The organism is Pseudarthrobacter sp., assembly GCF_036675385.1.
GTDB lineage: Bacteria > Actinomycetota > Actinomycetes > Actinomycetales > Micrococcaceae > Arthrobacter.
This window is the reverse complement of the sequence record NZ_JAKFFD010000030.1, coordinates 15037-29033: the sequence shown is the minus strand read 5'-3', so window position 1 is coordinate 29033 and position 13997 is coordinate 15037. Positions and strand designations below refer to the sequence as shown.

The window sequence follows — 13997 nt, the reverse complement described above, 5'->3', positions numbered from 1 at the left end:
GGCAGAAGTCCTCAGCAGACGGTGTTGTCGGCGGGAACCGTTCCGTCCACAAGGTACTCGTCCACGGCGTCTTCGAGACAGCTGTTGGCCCGGCCGTAGGCGGTGTGGCCCTCTCCCTGCCAGGTCAGCAGCGAGGCGTTGCCCAGCTGTTTGCGCAGGGAGGCGGCCCATTCCACGGGGGTGGCAGGGTCGCCGGTGGTTCCGACCACCACGATCGGGGCTTCGCCGGTGTATTCCACCGGGGCCGGGGTCCGCAGGTTCTTGTACGGCCAGTCCACACAGTTGGTGCCGCCGTAGGCGAAGAAGTAGCCCAGGGTGGGGGAGGCTTGCATCAGCCGTTGCTGTTCCGCGCGCATGGAGGCAGTATCGGACACCATGGGGTAGTCCAGGCAGTTGATGGCGCCGAAGGCGAAGGTGGAGTTGGACGTGTACTTCCCGTCGGCGCCGCGGTCAGCGCCGAGGTCCGCGAGACGGAGCATCAGGCTGGCGTCACCGTTCAGTGCAGCTTCGAGGGCCTGGGTCAGGGCGGGCCAGCTCTGGTCGTTGTACAGCGGAGTGATGAGGCCGCTGACGAACATCGTGGCGTTCACCAGGCGGCCGTCCTTGGCCTGCCAGGGGGTGTTCTGGACGGCGGTGATGAGGTCGCGGATCTGCTGGACCCCGCTGTCCACGTTCCCGCTGAGCGGGCACGAGGATTCCTGCTGGCAGCTGGCCACGTAGGCCCTGATGGATTTTTCGAACGCCACGGCCTGGCCGCTGGTCAGCTCCTCGTTGCTGATGGACGGATCCAGGGCGCCATCCAGGACCATACGGCCCACATTCTCGGGGAACAGCGAGGCGTAGGTTGAACCAAGGAACGTGCCGTAGGAGTACCCCAGGTAATTGAGCTTCGAGTCATTGACCACGGCGCGCAGGATGTCCAGGTCCTTGGCCGCGCTGACCGTGTCGACGTGGCCCAGTACCGGACCCGTCTTGGCGGCGCACTGCGCGGCGATTGCCTTGTTGTCGGCCAACGCGGCGGCAAGCCCGGCGTCGGTCTCCAACGCGTAGACCTTTGCCCGGGACGCGTCCCGTTCGGCATCCGTCAGGCAGGTAACAGGGGCGGAGCGTTTGACGCCGCGCGGATCAAAGCCCACCAGGTCATAGTTGGCCCGGACAGACTGCGAGAAGTGCGTCGCGGACGCATCCTTGACGAAGTCGTAGCCGGACCCGCCCGGACCGCCCGGGTTGACCAGCAGGGTGCCGGTTTTCTTGCCCGTGCTGGGAGCCTTCAGCGCGGCTATCTGGATCTTCTCGCCGTCCGGCTTCCCGTAGTCCACGGGCACGGTGACCTTGGCGCACTGGAAGCCGTTTTCGCAGGGCTCCCACACAACCTCCTGGGCGTAGAAGGTGTCCAGGCCGGCGGGCGCGGACGCCACGATGGCAGGGTCTGCCTTCGCCGTGGCGGGTGCCGCGTCCGGGGTGTCCCCGCCAAAGAGGCCGCACGAGGCCAGCGTCAGGGCCAGGATCAGGGCGCCGGCAGCCCGCAGCCCAATCACCAGGGATCGGGAGCGTGCGGGCAGGGGGCGTGCAGTCATCGAGCGGTCTCCTAGTAGTTGCTAGATCAGGCTGGCTGCCATGGACTCAATGGTCAACAGCGGTGCAACGTTGGTGGTGGTGATGCGTTGGCGGGCTTTGTTGATGGCGTCCATGCGGGCGAGGGTGGTCTCCGGGGCAGACCGGGCGGCGAATTCCTCCAGCTCACCCCTGAGCTCAACGTTTACCAGCTCCACGGCGTTCCCGAGCTGGATGATCAGCACATCCCGGTAGAACGACAGGAGGTCCGTCAGCGTCCGGTCCAGCGAGTCCGTGATGGATCGCTTGGCCCGTCGTTTCTGGTCGTCTTCAAGCTGCCTGACCTGGCTGCGCATGGTCGGCGGGAGCGTCCCTGACTCCGGGGCACCCAGAGTGGCCAGCAGCGCAGCCTTCTCGGCGGCGTCGCGCTCTTCATTGGAACTGTTGGCTTCGGCCGTGGCGATCTTCACTAGCTTGTCCGCCATCATCACCGCTGCGGTCACGCCGCGCAGACCCAGGGGGAACCTCACCGTTTCCAGCCGGCGTTCCCTCGCCTCGGGGTCCCGCGCCAGCCGGCGGGCGATCCCCACATGGCTTTGCGCCGCGCGGGCAGCGCGTTCGGCGAGTGCCGGGTCCACGCCGTCGCGCTTGACGAGCAAAGCGGCGACGTCGGCGGCCGGCGGCAGCCGCAGGGCCACGGCCCTGCAGCGCGAACGGATGGTCACCAGGACGTCAGCGGGCGACGGTGCGCACAGCATCCAGATGGTCCGCGGCGTGGGTTCCTCGATGGCCTTCAGCAGCACATTGGTGGTCCGCTCGGCCATGCGGTCGGCGTCTTCCACCACAATGATCCGCCAGCGCCCGGACGACGGCCGGTTGCCCGCCTTGGATACCAGGTCGCGGGCTTCATCGATGGTGATGGTGACCTTCTCGGTCCTGACGTACGTCACGTCCGAATGGGTCTCGCCGAGGATGGTCAGGCAGGCGGGACACTCCCCGCAGCCGCGCCTGGCCACGTCGTCCTGATCGCAGTTGAGGGCGGCCGCGAAGGCCTTTGCGGCGTTGGAACGCCCGGATCCGGGCGGGCCCGTGAACAGCCAGGCATGGGTCAGTCCTTCGCCCCTCGAGGCAAGGCGGAGCTGTTCGACGACGGCGGGCTGGCCCTGAAGGTCGTCCCAGACAGTCATGCGGCGCCCCGGCCTGCAGACGCGAGCAAGGCATCAACGCGGGTGAGGATCCGCGCGGCCAGTTCGTTGACGGGCAGATCCGCCGGCAGGACCAGATACGTATCCGGCCGGCTGGAGGCCAGTTCGAGGAACGCCCCGCGGATTGTTGAATGGAACTCATCGGCCTCTGACTCAAGGCGGTCTTCGGCGGCGTCGCCGGCTGTGCGGCGGCGGCGGCCGTCAGCGGGGTCCACGTCCAGCAACACCGTGAGGTCGGGCTGCAGCCCGGACGTCGCCCATTCGTTGAGCGTACGCACGGCGTCGGCACCCAGATCGCGGCCGGCCCCCTGGTATGCCACGGACGAATCAATGTAGCGGTCCGTCAGGACAACCTCGCCGCGTTCCAGTGCCGGGCGGATCACCTGGCTGGCATGGGCCGCGCGGGAGGCAGCAAAGATGAGTGCCTCGGTGTGGGCGTCGATGTGGCCATGGCCGTGGTCCAGGACCAGGGAACGCAGTTTTTCGCCAATGGGCGTCCCGCCGGGTTCGCGGGTCCGCAGGACCGTCAGGCCACGTGTTTCCAGAGCCTCGGCAAGACGGGCCGCCTGGGTGGACTTGCCGGCGCCGTCGCCGCCCTCAAAGGCGATGAAAAGTCCAGGGCTGTTGGTGGTCACTGGTCTAGACTACCGACTTCGGGAGCCGCCGCACGTCCAAGTACGCTTTCTCCATGAGTCTCTCGGAACAGTATGCAGCGTCCCTGTCGGCCGAAACCGTGGTGGTTGCCGCCGGCCGGCCGGCACGTGAGCGGGACGAGCCCGTCAACCCGCCCATCGTGCTGTCCTCGACGTACTTCGGCACGGGAGCGCTGGGTGACGGGGATCGGGGCTACGGCCGCTATTCCAACCCCACCTGGGATCCCTTTGAGGAAGCCCTGGGCCAGCTTGAAGGATCTGAACTGCCCGGCCTGATCTACGCGTCCGGACTCGCGGCCGTCAGTTCGGCACTGTCCCTGCTTCCCGCCGGCGGCGTCCTGGTGATGCCGTCGCACAGTTACGCGGGTTCGCTGGTGATGGCCACGGAGTTGGCGCAGAAGGGCTTCCTGGAACTGCGGACTGTGGACATCACGGACACTGACGCAGTCAAAGCACAGATCGCGCCGCAGGGACCGGACGCGAAAGCGGCCAGGATGCTGTGGCTTGAGAGCCCCACCAACCCGATGCTGGGCATCGCCGATATCCGCGAACTCACTGCGGCGGCCCACCGGGTGGGCGCCATCGTGGTGACGGACAATACGTTCTCCACGCCGTTGGTCCAGCAGCCACTGAGCTTGGGTTCCGACGTCGTTCTTCACTCGGTGACCAAATACCTGGCCGGACATTCCGACGTCGTCCTCGGCGCCTTGGTGACGTCCAACCCGGACATCCGGGCGGCGCTGCTGCACCACCGCATCATTCATGGCGGTATCGCCGGGCCGTTCGAGGCATGGCTGGCGCTGCGCGGGCTCCGGACCCTTGCGCTGCGTGTGGAACGGTCTCAGGCTTCTGCCGCGGTCCTGGCCGAACGCCTGAGCACACACCCCCTGATCGATAGCATCCGGTTCCCCGGCCTCCCCACGGATCCCGGCCATGAACGGGCCAAGACCCAGATGTCGGGCTTCGGTTCGATTGTGTGCGTGCAGATCGCGCCGGTTGCCGGCCTGAGCGGAGCAGACGCCGCGGACAAACTGGTCCGCGCGCTGCAGTTGTGGCTGCCAGCCACATCCCTGGGCGGGGTGGAATCGCTGATCGAACGGCGCCGCCGCCACGCCGCCGAGCCGCTGAGTGTCCCGGACAACCTGGTGCGGCTGAGCGTCGGCATAGAAAATATTGAGGACCTCTGGGCCGATTTGAAGCAGGCACTCGACTCGCTGGGCCGCTAGGCTTGGACGGTGGACGGTGAACTGATAATTCGGCCTGTAGAGCTGGCAGTGTTTTTTATCCTTGCCCTGGTGGCATTCGGACTTGAAGTGTGGGCTCTGCTGGACTGCGTCAGGCACAAGTCCGCAGCCTTTGAAGCGACCGGAAAACGAACCAAGACCTTCTGGCTGGCACTGACCGGCGGCGCCACCCTGATCGGCGCCATCTCGCTCTTCAGCAGCGGCGGAATCTTCGGCACGCTTGGCCTCTTTGGGCTCGCCGCCGTGGTGGCAGCGTCCATTTACCTCGCAGACGTCCGGCCAGCGGTCAAGGACGCTGGCCGCGGCGGTAGCCGTAATACGGGGCCATACGGCGGCTGGTAATCCCCACCGGCCCCCTCAGCTCGCAAGCTCGCTTAGGGAACCCTGCCGGCGTGGGCCCAACCACCGGGCCCCTCAGCTCGCAAGCTCGCTCAGGGAACCCTGCCGGCGTGGGCCCACACTAGACCGACGGCGCCACAGCTTCCCAGGCCACCGTTAGTTCGCCCAGGCGCCACCGCGCCGGGCCGTCCTGAACCGGCCACCCGCCGTCGGACAGTGTCCTGCACATGGCGTGCCAGCGCTGCCTGTTGCCGAATGACGCCAGCGGCGCCGACTCCAGCCAGGCCCGGTCCATGGCCTGCATCAGCCGGTGGACAGGCTCTCCCGGAACGTTGCGGTGGATCAGCGCCTTCGGCAGCCGCTCGGCAATTTCCGATGGCAGGTCAAAGCTGCCGAACCGCACGGACATGCTCAGTGACAACGGCCGCCCGGCGTCGAGGGCAACCCACGTCACCCGCCGCCCGATCTCATCGCAGGTACCGTCGATAAAGAGCCCGCCGGGGGCGAGCCGGCCCTGGACCAGCCGCCAGATCCCCGCCACATCGGCCTCTTCGTACTGCCGCAGGACGTTGAAGGCGCGGACCAGCACGGGGCGCCCGGGCAGCGGCAACTCGAAACCGCCCACCTGAAAGCTGAGCCCCGGCCGCTCGAGCGCCTTGGCGATCCGGACGCGCTCCGGCTCGATTTCGATTCCGCACACGCGGACGTCCGGCCGGACTGCGCGGAGACGTTCAAAGAGTTCGACGGCGGTGGCCGGCGTTGCGCCGTAGCCCAGGTCAACCACGAGGGGGTCGTCGGCAGCGCGCAGGCGCCAGGCCTGGGGACCGGTGAGCCAGCGGTCCACCCGCCGCATCCGGTTGGGATTGGTGGTGCCCCGTGTGACGTTTCCGACCGGCCTGCCGCTCCGGCCATGGGGAGCGCTCACGCGTTCAGCTTTTTGCACCACGGCCCAACCCTATCGTTGTAACGCAGGGCCCTTGTAACGCAAGGCGGGCGGCGCCGTGCCTCGGCTAGGATAAAAATCATGACTTACAAGCTGATTCTGCTGCGCCACGGCCACAGCGAATGGAACGCCAAGAACCTGTTCACCGGCTGGGTGGACGTTGACCTCAACGACCAGGGCCGCGAGGAAGCGGCACGCGGCGGCGAGCTCCTGGTCGAGAACGATCTTCTCCCGGATGTCCTCTACACCTCGCTCCTGAAGCGGGCCATCAACACGGCCAACATTTCCCTGGACAAGGCCGACCGCGGCTGGATCCCCGTCAAGCGGGACTGGCGCCTGAACGAACGTCACTACGGTGCCCTGCAGGGCAAGGACAAGGCACAGACCCTGGCCGAATACGGCGAGGAGCAGTTCATGGAATGGCGCCGGTCCTACGACACCCCGCCGCCGCCCCTGGACGACAACAGCGAGTTCTCCCAGGCCCACGACCCCCGCTACGCCGACCTCGGCGACGCGCTGCCCCGCACCGAGTGCCTCAAGGATGTCCTGGTCCGCCTGCTTCCTTACTGGGAATCGGACATCAAGGAAGACCTCAAGGCCGGCAAGACCGTCCTGGTCACCGCCCACGGCAACTCGCTGCGCGCCCTGGTCAAGCACCTGGACGGCATCAGCGACGACGCCATCGCCAGCCTGAACATCCCCACGGGCATCCCGCTGGTCTACGACCTGGACGAGGACTTCCAGCCGATCAAGCCGGGCGGCACCTACCTGGACCCGGACGCCGCTGCGGAAGCCATCCTGGCAGTGGCGAACCAGGGCAAGAAATAAATCAGTAGTTAACGATCGTCGGCGGGCCGGTCACCTGAGGTGACCGGCCCGCCGTCGTATGTGGTTTAGGGCCGGCCTAGAAGCCCTGCCCCTGCCATTCGCCGGTGACGAGGTAGGTGACCTTGCGGGCCACGGACACGCCGTGGTCAGCGAACCGTTCGAAGTAGCGGCTGGCCAGGGCCACGTCCACGGTGGTGGCGGGGGACTCGGCCCAGTTCGGGGAGGCGATCGCCTTGAACACGCTCAGGTGGAGATCGTCGATGGTGTTGTTGGCCTTGTGGATGTCGCGGGCCACTTCGAGGTCCCGGGATTCCAGCAGGACAATTAGCTTGTCGGCGATCAGTTGGTCCTGCTCGGCCATTTTGTTGAATGTTTCCGTCATGGATGCAGGGATCACGGTGGCCGGGAAACGCAGCCGGGCCAGCTGGGCAATGTGGCGGGCCAGGTCCCCCATCCGCTCCAGGGAAGCGCTCATGCGCAGGGAGCCCACGATCATCCGCAGATCGCTGGCCACCGGCCCCTGCAGGGCGAGGATGTCGATAGCACGTTCATCCAGGCTGGTCTGCAAAAAGTCGATACGGGCGTCCGCGGCGATGACGTCCTCTGCCAGATCAACGTCGGCAACCCGGAAGGACGTCGAGGCTTTCGCCATTGCCTCGCTGACCAACCGCGAAATCTCCACCAGCTGCTCACCCACCTGGGTCAGCTCTTCCTGAAAAACCTTACGCACGTGGGCGTCCTTTCTGTGGAACTCCGCCCCTCGGGTGGCAGACGGAACTCATGTCGCCATTCGGCACTCCAACATACAACTTTGTCAGCGTGCGGTAAACGATTAGTCGGTTGTAGATGAACGTTAGCTGAACCGTCCCCGTAATGGGCCAGGACGCACCGTCCCGACAGGAACCACGGCCTAAGCTGGAGTTGTGGATCCTATGCTCATCGGTGTCATCGCCGGCCTGGTCGGCCTGTCGCTCGGCACTTTTGGCGTGCTCGCCTTCAGGATCAGTGAAAAGCAGCGAAAGCTTGTTGATGTCGACGTGGACGAACTCGCTTTGCCGGCCGGCGCCGCGGAAGTGCTGGCGGTCGTCGGACGGGCTTTTGTGGTGGTTGACGCCGTGGACGGTGTGGTGCGCGCCAGCCCGGCAGCGTATGCGTACGGACTGGTTCGCGGCCACACGGTGGTCCACAAGGAATTGCTGGACATGACGGCCGGCGTGCGGCGCGACGGCGTGATCCTGGAAAAACGGCTGGAGCTGCAGCGCGGTCCGCTGGGCCACGGCACCATCATCGTGCAGGTCCGGGCGGCCATGCTCGGCGAGGAATATATCGTGCTTCTGGCCGACGACCGCACCGAAATTACCCGCACGGAAGAGATCCGCAACGACTTCGTGGCCAACGTGTCCCACGAGCTGAAAACCCCGGTGGGCGCAATTTCCCTGCTGGCCGAGGCACTGGAGTCCTCGGCCGACGACGAACAAGCAGTTCGCCGGTTCGCCAAGCGCATGCACAAAGAATCAAGCCGGCTGGCCGCCCTGGTCCAGGACATCATCGAGCTGTCTCGCCTCCAAGGTGCCAGCGTCTCCCAGGAGGGCAAGGCCGTGGACATCAACACGGTCATCACTGAAGCGGTGGACCGTTCCCAGCTCCCCGCTGAAAGCAAGAACATCCGGATCGTGGTGGGGGAGCCGGTTGACGCCACCGTCTATGGTGACCGGGACCTGCTGGTTACCGCTCTGCGTAACCTGATCGACAACGCCATCCGCTATTCCCCGGAGAACACCAGGGTGGGCGTGGGCGTCCGGTCAAAGGACGGGCTGATCGCCGTGTCGGTCACGGACCAGGGTGAGGGCCTGACCCCGGAGGACCAGGAGCGCGTGTTTGAGCGCTTCTACCGGGTGGATGCGGCGCGTTCGCGCCACACGGGCGGAACGGGCCTGGGCCTTAGCATCGTCAAACACGTTGCCTCCAACCACGGCGGTGAAGTGACATTGTGGTCACGGCCCGGCCAGGGTTCCACTTTCACCCTGCGCCTGCCGGAGATGGAAAGCCGGGACGCACCGGATACCGCAGGTGTCAAAGAACCAGCCGTACCCGTGCGCAGAAAAGAACGCGGCGTACATGAGCAAGGAGCTAGCGCTTGAGCAGGATTTTGATTGTCGAAGACGAAGAATCGTTCAGTGATCCGTTGTCCTATCTACTGGGCAAGGAGGGGTTCGAGGTAGAAGTGGTGGACAACGGCCTCGACGCCATCACCGAATTCGACCGGAACGGGGCGGATCTGGTGCTGCTGGACCTGCAGCTCCCCGGCCTGTCAGGTACGGAGGTCTGCCGCCAGCTGCGGCAGCGCTCCAGCGTTCCGGTCATCATGCTGACGGCCAAGGACTCCGAGATTGACAAGGTGGTTGGCCTGGAGCTGGGCGCTGACGACTACGTCACCAAGCCCTATTCCTCCCGCGAGCTGGTGGCCCGCGTCCGGGCCGTACTCCGCCGGCAGGGTGAACCTGAGGAGCTGATCTCGGCCACAGTCCAGGCCGGCCCTGTCCGGATGGACATCGAACGGCATGTGGTCAGCGTGGATGGCCAGCAGGTCCTCTTGCCGCTGAAGGAGTTCGAGCTGCTGGAAATGCTGCTGCGCAACTCCGGCCGCGTACTCACCCGCGGCCAGCTGATCGACCGGGTCTGGGGTTCGGACTACGTGGGGGACACCAAAACCCTGGACGTGCATGTCAAGCGGCTGCGCGGCAAGATCGAGCCCGACCCGTCCATACCGCGTTTCCTGGTAACCGTCCGCGGCCTGGGCTACAAGTTCGAGCCGTAGGCCTCTCCGCCGTCTGGCACGCCAGGCATCAGGCGCACCAGACTTCAAGTGCACAAAAAGGAGGGGCTCCCCGCGGGGAGCCCCTCCTTTTTGTGCTTTGCTGCTGCCTAGTGGGCCGCACCAGTGCCGGTGGCCGACGGCGACGGGCTGGGTGTGGCGGATCCGGTCGGTTCGCTGCCGGCCGGCAGGTACTCCTTGTACTCCGCGAGGGAAGCATCCAGGACAGGGATCTTCACGGTCTTGCTCACGTTGGTGCCGTCTTCAGTGACCTTGACGTCCACCATCGAACCGGCGATGCCGCCGCTCGTGCTGAGGATGGCTTCATCCGTGGAGTCGTTGAGCAGGGTGTAGGAGTTGGCTTTCACCGGCACCTGCGTCTGTGAACCCTCGGCCCCGTTGACCGTGAGCTTGACATCCTGTGAAGAGGAGTTGTAAACGGCGCCGAGCAGGCGGCCGGGCTTGTCTGCGCCGGCGGAGACAATCAGCATGTTGCGCAGCTGCAGCGGACCCAGGTCGGCGCGGATACCGTCCGACGCCGCGTACTGGTGAGAAGTCTGCTGGGGGTTGATGTAGCCACACCCGGTCATCGTCGCCAGGGCGAGGGCCAGGGAACCTGCCGCCAGTGCCAGTTTGCCGCCCTGGGCCCGGTTCATCGCAGTGAAACGCACGTCACGTACTCCTCGAGAGTCTTGAAACATTATTCAGCCATAGCCTAGCGGCAAACCGGCCCAAACGAGGATTCCGCGCGGTCATGTTGCCCTTGGCAGCAGGCCGCACATGCACTATTATCTGCATTCGTCAAGGGGGCGAAGGGGGTCTATTCTGCCCATTTTCCGCGTATTTCCGGGGTTCCGGGGCCGGTTCGAGGCCAGTCATATGCCTGAATCGTGATAAACTGGTCTGCGGGAAAGGGGAATGTCCACATGGTATTTGAGGTCGGCGAGACAGTAGTTTACCCTCACCACGGTGCTGCAAAAATTGAAGAAATCAAGATGCGCACTGTCAAGGGCGAAGAGAAAATGTATCTCAAGCTCAAGGTGGCTCAGGGTGATCTGACCATTGAAGTTCCAGCAGAGAACGTTGACCTTGTTGGGGTCCGTGACGTAGTGGGCAAGGAAGGTCTGGAGCACGTATTTGATGTTCTCCGGGCTGAGTTCACTGAAGAACCCACCAACTGGTCGCGCAGATACAAGGCAAATCTGGAGAAGCTTGCTTCCGGTGACGTCATCAAGGTAGCAGAGGTTGTTCGCGACCTCTGGCGCCGTGATCACGATCGGGGCCTTTCCGCAGGTGAGAAGCGCATGCTGGCCAAGGCCCGTCAGATTCTGATTTCAGAACTTGCACTGGCTGAAAAGACTGATGAAGAGAAGGCTGCAAGCGTTCTCGACGAGGTCCTGGCTTCCTAAGAATTGAGCCCCGGGGGTACGCAAGTACCTCCGGGGTTTCTTTTTGCCCTTTTTCGGTCCAGCCCTCAGCGGCAGGCGCGTCGCGCGGGTGGGATTCGGCACGCCGGGCAGGCAGGCACGTAGGCTGGACCGCATGAACAACGGACTTCCCCGCCCCGTCACCGCCGTCGTCATTGTGGCCGCAGGTTCCGGTGAGCGGCTGGGTTACGGCATGCCCAAGGCGCGCGTGCCGCTGGGGAGTGATGCCATACTTACGCATGCCCTCAGGGGCGTCGCTGCCGCCGGAGTCGCACGCCAGATCTGTGTGGCCTTGCCGCCCGGAGATGCGGTCCTGCAGGAATTGTGCGCGGCCTTCGCCGAGGAACTCCGGGCGGGGCACGATGCCAACCAGGAGAACCCGCTTCCCGTGCTGACAACGGTCGACGGCGGTGCCACCCGTGCCGCTTCCGTCCGGTCGGCGTTGGCGGCCCTGCTGGACGGCACGGAAGCTGTGCTGGTCCACGACGCCGCCAGGGCGCTGACGCCCGAGTATGTCTTCCACCGTGTCGTCGATTCCCTGGCGGCCGGCGCCGTTGCAGTGATTCCCGCCGTACCGGTGGTGGACACGGTGAAGATGGTTACCCCCACGACCGGTGACGACAGCAGCATCGCCCCGGAACTCGTGACCGGGACCGCGCCGCGGGAGGAGCTCCGTTCGGTCCAGACGCCCCAAGGGTTCCGCCTGTCCACACTGATCCAGGCCCATCAGGCAGCCGCGGACTTTGACGAGAAACAGTCTGCTGCGGTCACCGATGACGCCATGCTGGTGGAACTCCTGGGAGTTCCCGTGCACGCCGTCCATGGCTCCACACAGTCACTAAAAATCACCACGCCGCTGGACCTGATCATTGCCGAGGGGCTGCTGGAAGGCCCGCTGGGCATCCGCTGGGTGGAGGGTTAGGCATGAGTGAATTCAAGATGATCCTGCCGCGCACGGGTATCGGCCTGGATGTCCATGCCTACGCGTCCCCTGACCTTCCCCGTCCGCTCTGGCTGGGCGGGCTGTTCTGGGAAGGCGAGCGTGGACTGGCCGGGCATTCGGACGGGGACCCGGTGGCCCACGCCGCCGCCGACGCCCTGTTCTCGGCCGCCGGCATCGGGGACCTCGGCACGCATTTCGGCACCGACCGTCCGGAGTTCGCCGGAGCCTCCGGCGTCACGCTCCTGACCGAGGCGGCGAGGATTGTCCGTGCGGCCGGCTTTGAGATCGGCAACGTGGCAGTGCAGTTCGTGGCTACCCGGCCCAAATTCGGCCCGCGTCGGGAAGAGTCCCAACGCGTGCTGAGCGACGCCGCCGGGGCGCCGGTCAGCGTCACGGCCACCACCAGCGACGGACTCGGTTTCACCGGCAGGGGCGAGGGCATTTCCGCCGTCGCCACCGCTTTGGTCTATCCCCGTTGACTCACGCCGCGGATTCAACCCGGCGCTGTTCAGGCCGGATAACGCGCGGGGGCCGGCACGCAGGCCTTTTCCGCTAATCTGGAGCGGTGACTCTCCGCTTCTATGACACCGCGTCCGCCGAAGTCCGTGACTTCGTTCCCCTCGTCCCGGGAAAAGCGAGCCTGTACTATTGCGGAGCCACCGTGCAGGGCATGCCCCACGTGGGCCACATCCGCTCGGCGATCGCCTTTGACCAGCTCACCCGCTGGCTCGAGTACCGGGGGCTGCGGGTCACCGCGGTCCGCAACGTCACGGACATCGACGACAAGATCCTCGCCAAGTCTGCCGAATCGTTCAGCCCGGACTTCGAAGCCGGACCGGACGCTGTCCGCGAGGAGGAATGGTGGGCCCTGGCCTACCGCTACGAGCAGGCGTTCCTGCAGGCCTACGACACGCTCGGCGTTTCCCGGCCCACTTATGAGCCACGGGCAACCGGCCATATCCCCGAAATGCATGCGCTGATCCAGCAGCTGATCGACCGGGGCCACGCCTACCCGGCGCTGGACGATTCCGGCGACGTCTACTTCGACGTGCGGTCCTGGGACAAGTACGGGTCACTGACGCGCCAGAACATTGACGACATGCAGGGTGCCCCGGACGCGGATCCCCGGGGCAAGAAGGATCCCCGCGACTTCGCGCTGTGGAAGGGCTCCAAAGAAGGGGAGCCGACGACGGCGAGCTGGGCCTCGCCCTGGGGCGCCGGACGTCCGGGCTGGCACCTGGAATGCTCCGCCATGGTCACCAAGTATCTCGGCACCGAATTTGATATCCACGGCGGCGGACTGGACCTGCGGTTCCCGCACCACGAAAACGAAATGGCGCAGTCCCAGGCCGCAGGGCACGGGTTCGCCAACTTCTGGATGCACAACGGCATGGTCACGTACCAGGGCGAGAAAATGTCCAAGTCCATCGGCAACACCATCAGCCCCTCGGAGATGCTGGACATCGCGTCGCCGCGGGTGGTCCGCTACTACCTCGGGCAGGCCCACTACCGCTCAGTGCTGGACTACCGCCCCACATCGCTCGACGAGGCCGCCGCCGCCGTCGAACGCATTGACGGCTTCATCAGCCGCGCCGTTCGGGCCCTCGCCGCCGGTGGGAACTACACGTTCGCCACCTATGGCAAGGTTCCCGAGGCGTTCGAGAGCGCCATGGATGACGATCTCAACGTGCCGCAGGCCCTCGCCGTGCTCCACGAAACAGTCCGTGCCGGCAACACTGCCTTGACGGAGGGGAAACTGGAGGACGCACAGCAGGCCCTGCACAGCGTGCATGACATGCTGCGGGTCCTGGGCCTGAAGGCGGTGGCGTCCGGCCCGGCGTCGGACGCCCGGGAATCGGCCGCCCTCGACGTCCTGGTGGAAGCCCAGCTCGCTGCCCGCGCGCAGGCCCGGGCCACAAAGGACTGGGCTGCCTCCGACGCCATCCGCGACACCCTGAAGGCGGCCGGCGTCGTCGTCGAAGATGGCCCGGATGGCGCCACCTGGAGCCTGCAACGGGACTGAACCGGCGATTTTACTTGATTCAG

The 13997-nt window shown here is 65.6% G+C and carries 15 protein-coding genes; 9 read left to right on the top strand and 6 right to left on the bottom strand.

Annotated elements, in window-relative coordinates; all coding sequences use genetic code 11:
* Positions 1–11 precede the first annotated feature (11 nt).
* Genes V6M49_RS02780 through tmk form a run of 3 tightly spaced genes read right to left on the bottom strand, consistent with a single transcriptional unit; the run spans position 12 to position 3394 of the window.
* A complete protein-coding gene (locus V6M49_RS02780; RefSeq protein ID WP_332759933.1) occupies positions 12–1577 on the bottom strand; it encodes an alpha/beta hydrolase in 1566 nt (521 codons plus the stop codon).
* A gap of 21 nt (positions 1578–1598) precedes the next feature.
* Positions 1599–2741 carry a DNA polymerase III subunit delta' gene (locus V6M49_RS02775; protein WP_104063327.1) on the bottom strand — a complete coding sequence of 381 codons (1143 nt, stop codon included), beginning with the start codon at positions 2739–2741 and terminating at the stop codon, positions 1599–1601.
* A complete protein-coding gene (gene tmk / locus V6M49_RS02770; protein WP_141139516.1) occupies positions 2738–3394 on the bottom strand; it encodes a dTMP kinase in 657 nt (218 codons plus the stop codon). Before tmk ends, V6M49_RS02775 begins: the two co-directional genes overlap by 4 nt.
* A gap of 53 nt (positions 3395–3447) precedes the next feature.
* Between tmk and V6M49_RS02765 the strand changes: the two genes are divergently transcribed.
* Together V6M49_RS02765 and V6M49_RS02760 are read left to right on the top strand one after the other, a co-directional pair.
* Positions 3448–4638 carry a trans-sulfuration enzyme family protein gene (locus V6M49_RS02765; protein ID WP_332759930.1) on the top strand — a complete coding sequence of 397 codons (1191 nt, stop codon included), beginning with the start codon at positions 3448–3450 and terminating at the stop codon, positions 4636–4638.
* A 9-nt stretch (positions 4639–4647) separates the two neighbouring features.
* Positions 4648–4998, top strand: coding sequence for a DUF2516 family protein (locus tag V6M49_RS02760; RefSeq protein ID WP_056342490.1), 351 nt, complete (start codon positions 4648–4650; stop codon positions 4996–4998).
* A gap of 118 nt (positions 4999–5116) precedes the next feature.
* Here the strand turns inward: V6M49_RS02760 and V6M49_RS02755 are convergent, their stop codons facing one another.
* Positions 5117–5941: a class I SAM-dependent methyltransferase gene (locus V6M49_RS02755; RefSeq protein ID WP_210412393.1), complete on the bottom strand. Its 825-nt coding sequence runs from the start codon at positions 5939–5941 to the stop codon at positions 5117–5119.
* A 78-nt stretch (positions 5942–6019) separates the two neighbouring features.
* Here V6M49_RS02755 and V6M49_RS02750 point away from each other — a divergent pair, with 78 nt between their 5' ends.
* Positions 6020–6766, top strand: coding sequence for a phosphoglyceromutase (locus V6M49_RS02750; RefSeq protein WP_141139518.1), 747 nt, complete (start codon positions 6020–6022; stop codon positions 6764–6766).
* Positions 6767–6842: 76 nt separating this feature from the next.
* Here V6M49_RS02750 and phoU read toward each other — a convergent pair whose 3' ends face one another.
* Positions 6843–7496, bottom strand: a complete 654-nt coding sequence (gene phoU, locus V6M49_RS02745) for a phosphate signaling complex protein PhoU (protein WP_332759927.1) — start codon at positions 7494–7496, stop codon at positions 6843–6845.
* A 202-nt stretch (positions 7497–7698) separates the two neighbouring features.
* Here phoU and V6M49_RS02740 point away from each other — a divergent pair, with 202 nt between their 5' ends.
* Both V6M49_RS02740 and V6M49_RS02735 read left to right on the top strand, forming a co-directional pair.
* Complete coding sequence (locus V6M49_RS02740; protein WP_332759945.1) at positions 7699–8907, top strand: sensor histidine kinase; 1209 nt, start codon at positions 7699–7701, stop codon at positions 8905–8907.
* Positions 8904–9584: a response regulator transcription factor gene (locus V6M49_RS02735; RefSeq protein WP_056342479.1), complete on the top strand. Its 681-nt coding sequence runs from the start codon at positions 8904–8906 to the stop codon at positions 9582–9584. The genes V6M49_RS02740 and V6M49_RS02735 overlap by 4 nt, the downstream gene beginning before the upstream one ends.
* A gap of 107 nt (positions 9585–9691) precedes the next feature.
* Here the strand turns inward: V6M49_RS02735 and V6M49_RS02730 are convergent, their stop codons facing one another.
* Positions 9692–10237 carry a hypothetical protein gene (locus tag V6M49_RS02730; protein WP_256549083.1) on the bottom strand — a complete coding sequence of 182 codons (546 nt, stop codon included), beginning with the start codon at positions 10235–10237 and terminating at the stop codon, positions 9692–9694.
* A 270-nt stretch (positions 10238–10507) separates the two neighbouring features.
* Between V6M49_RS02730 and V6M49_RS02725 the strand changes: the two genes are divergently transcribed.
* The 4 genes from V6M49_RS02725 to cysS all read left to right on the top strand — a co-directional run bounded on the left by V6M49_RS02725 (position 10508) and on the right by cysS (position 13974).
* On the top strand, positions 10508–10990 hold the full coding sequence (locus tag V6M49_RS02725; protein ID WP_026266570.1) for a CarD family transcriptional regulator: 483 nt from the start codon (positions 10508–10510) through the stop codon (positions 10988–10990).
* Positions 10991–11123: 133 nt separating this feature from the next.
* Positions 11124–11930 (top strand): 2-C-methyl-D-erythritol 4-phosphate cytidylyltransferase, encoded by an 807-nt coding sequence (gene ispD / locus V6M49_RS02720; RefSeq protein WP_141139520.1) that lies wholly within the window; start codon positions 11124–11126, stop codon positions 11928–11930.
* A 2-nt stretch (positions 11931–11932) separates the two neighbouring features.
* Positions 11933–12430: a 2-C-methyl-D-erythritol 2,4-cyclodiphosphate synthase gene (gene ispF / locus V6M49_RS02715; RefSeq protein WP_332759917.1), complete on the top strand. Its 498-nt coding sequence runs from the start codon at positions 11933–11935 to the stop codon at positions 12428–12430.
* Positions 12431–12516: 86 nt separating this feature from the next.
* Positions 12517–13974, top strand: a complete 1458-nt coding sequence (gene cysS, locus V6M49_RS02710) for a cysteine--tRNA ligase (protein ID WP_332759916.1) — start codon at positions 12517–12519, stop codon at positions 13972–13974.
* Positions 13975–13997: the final 23 nt, after the last annotated feature.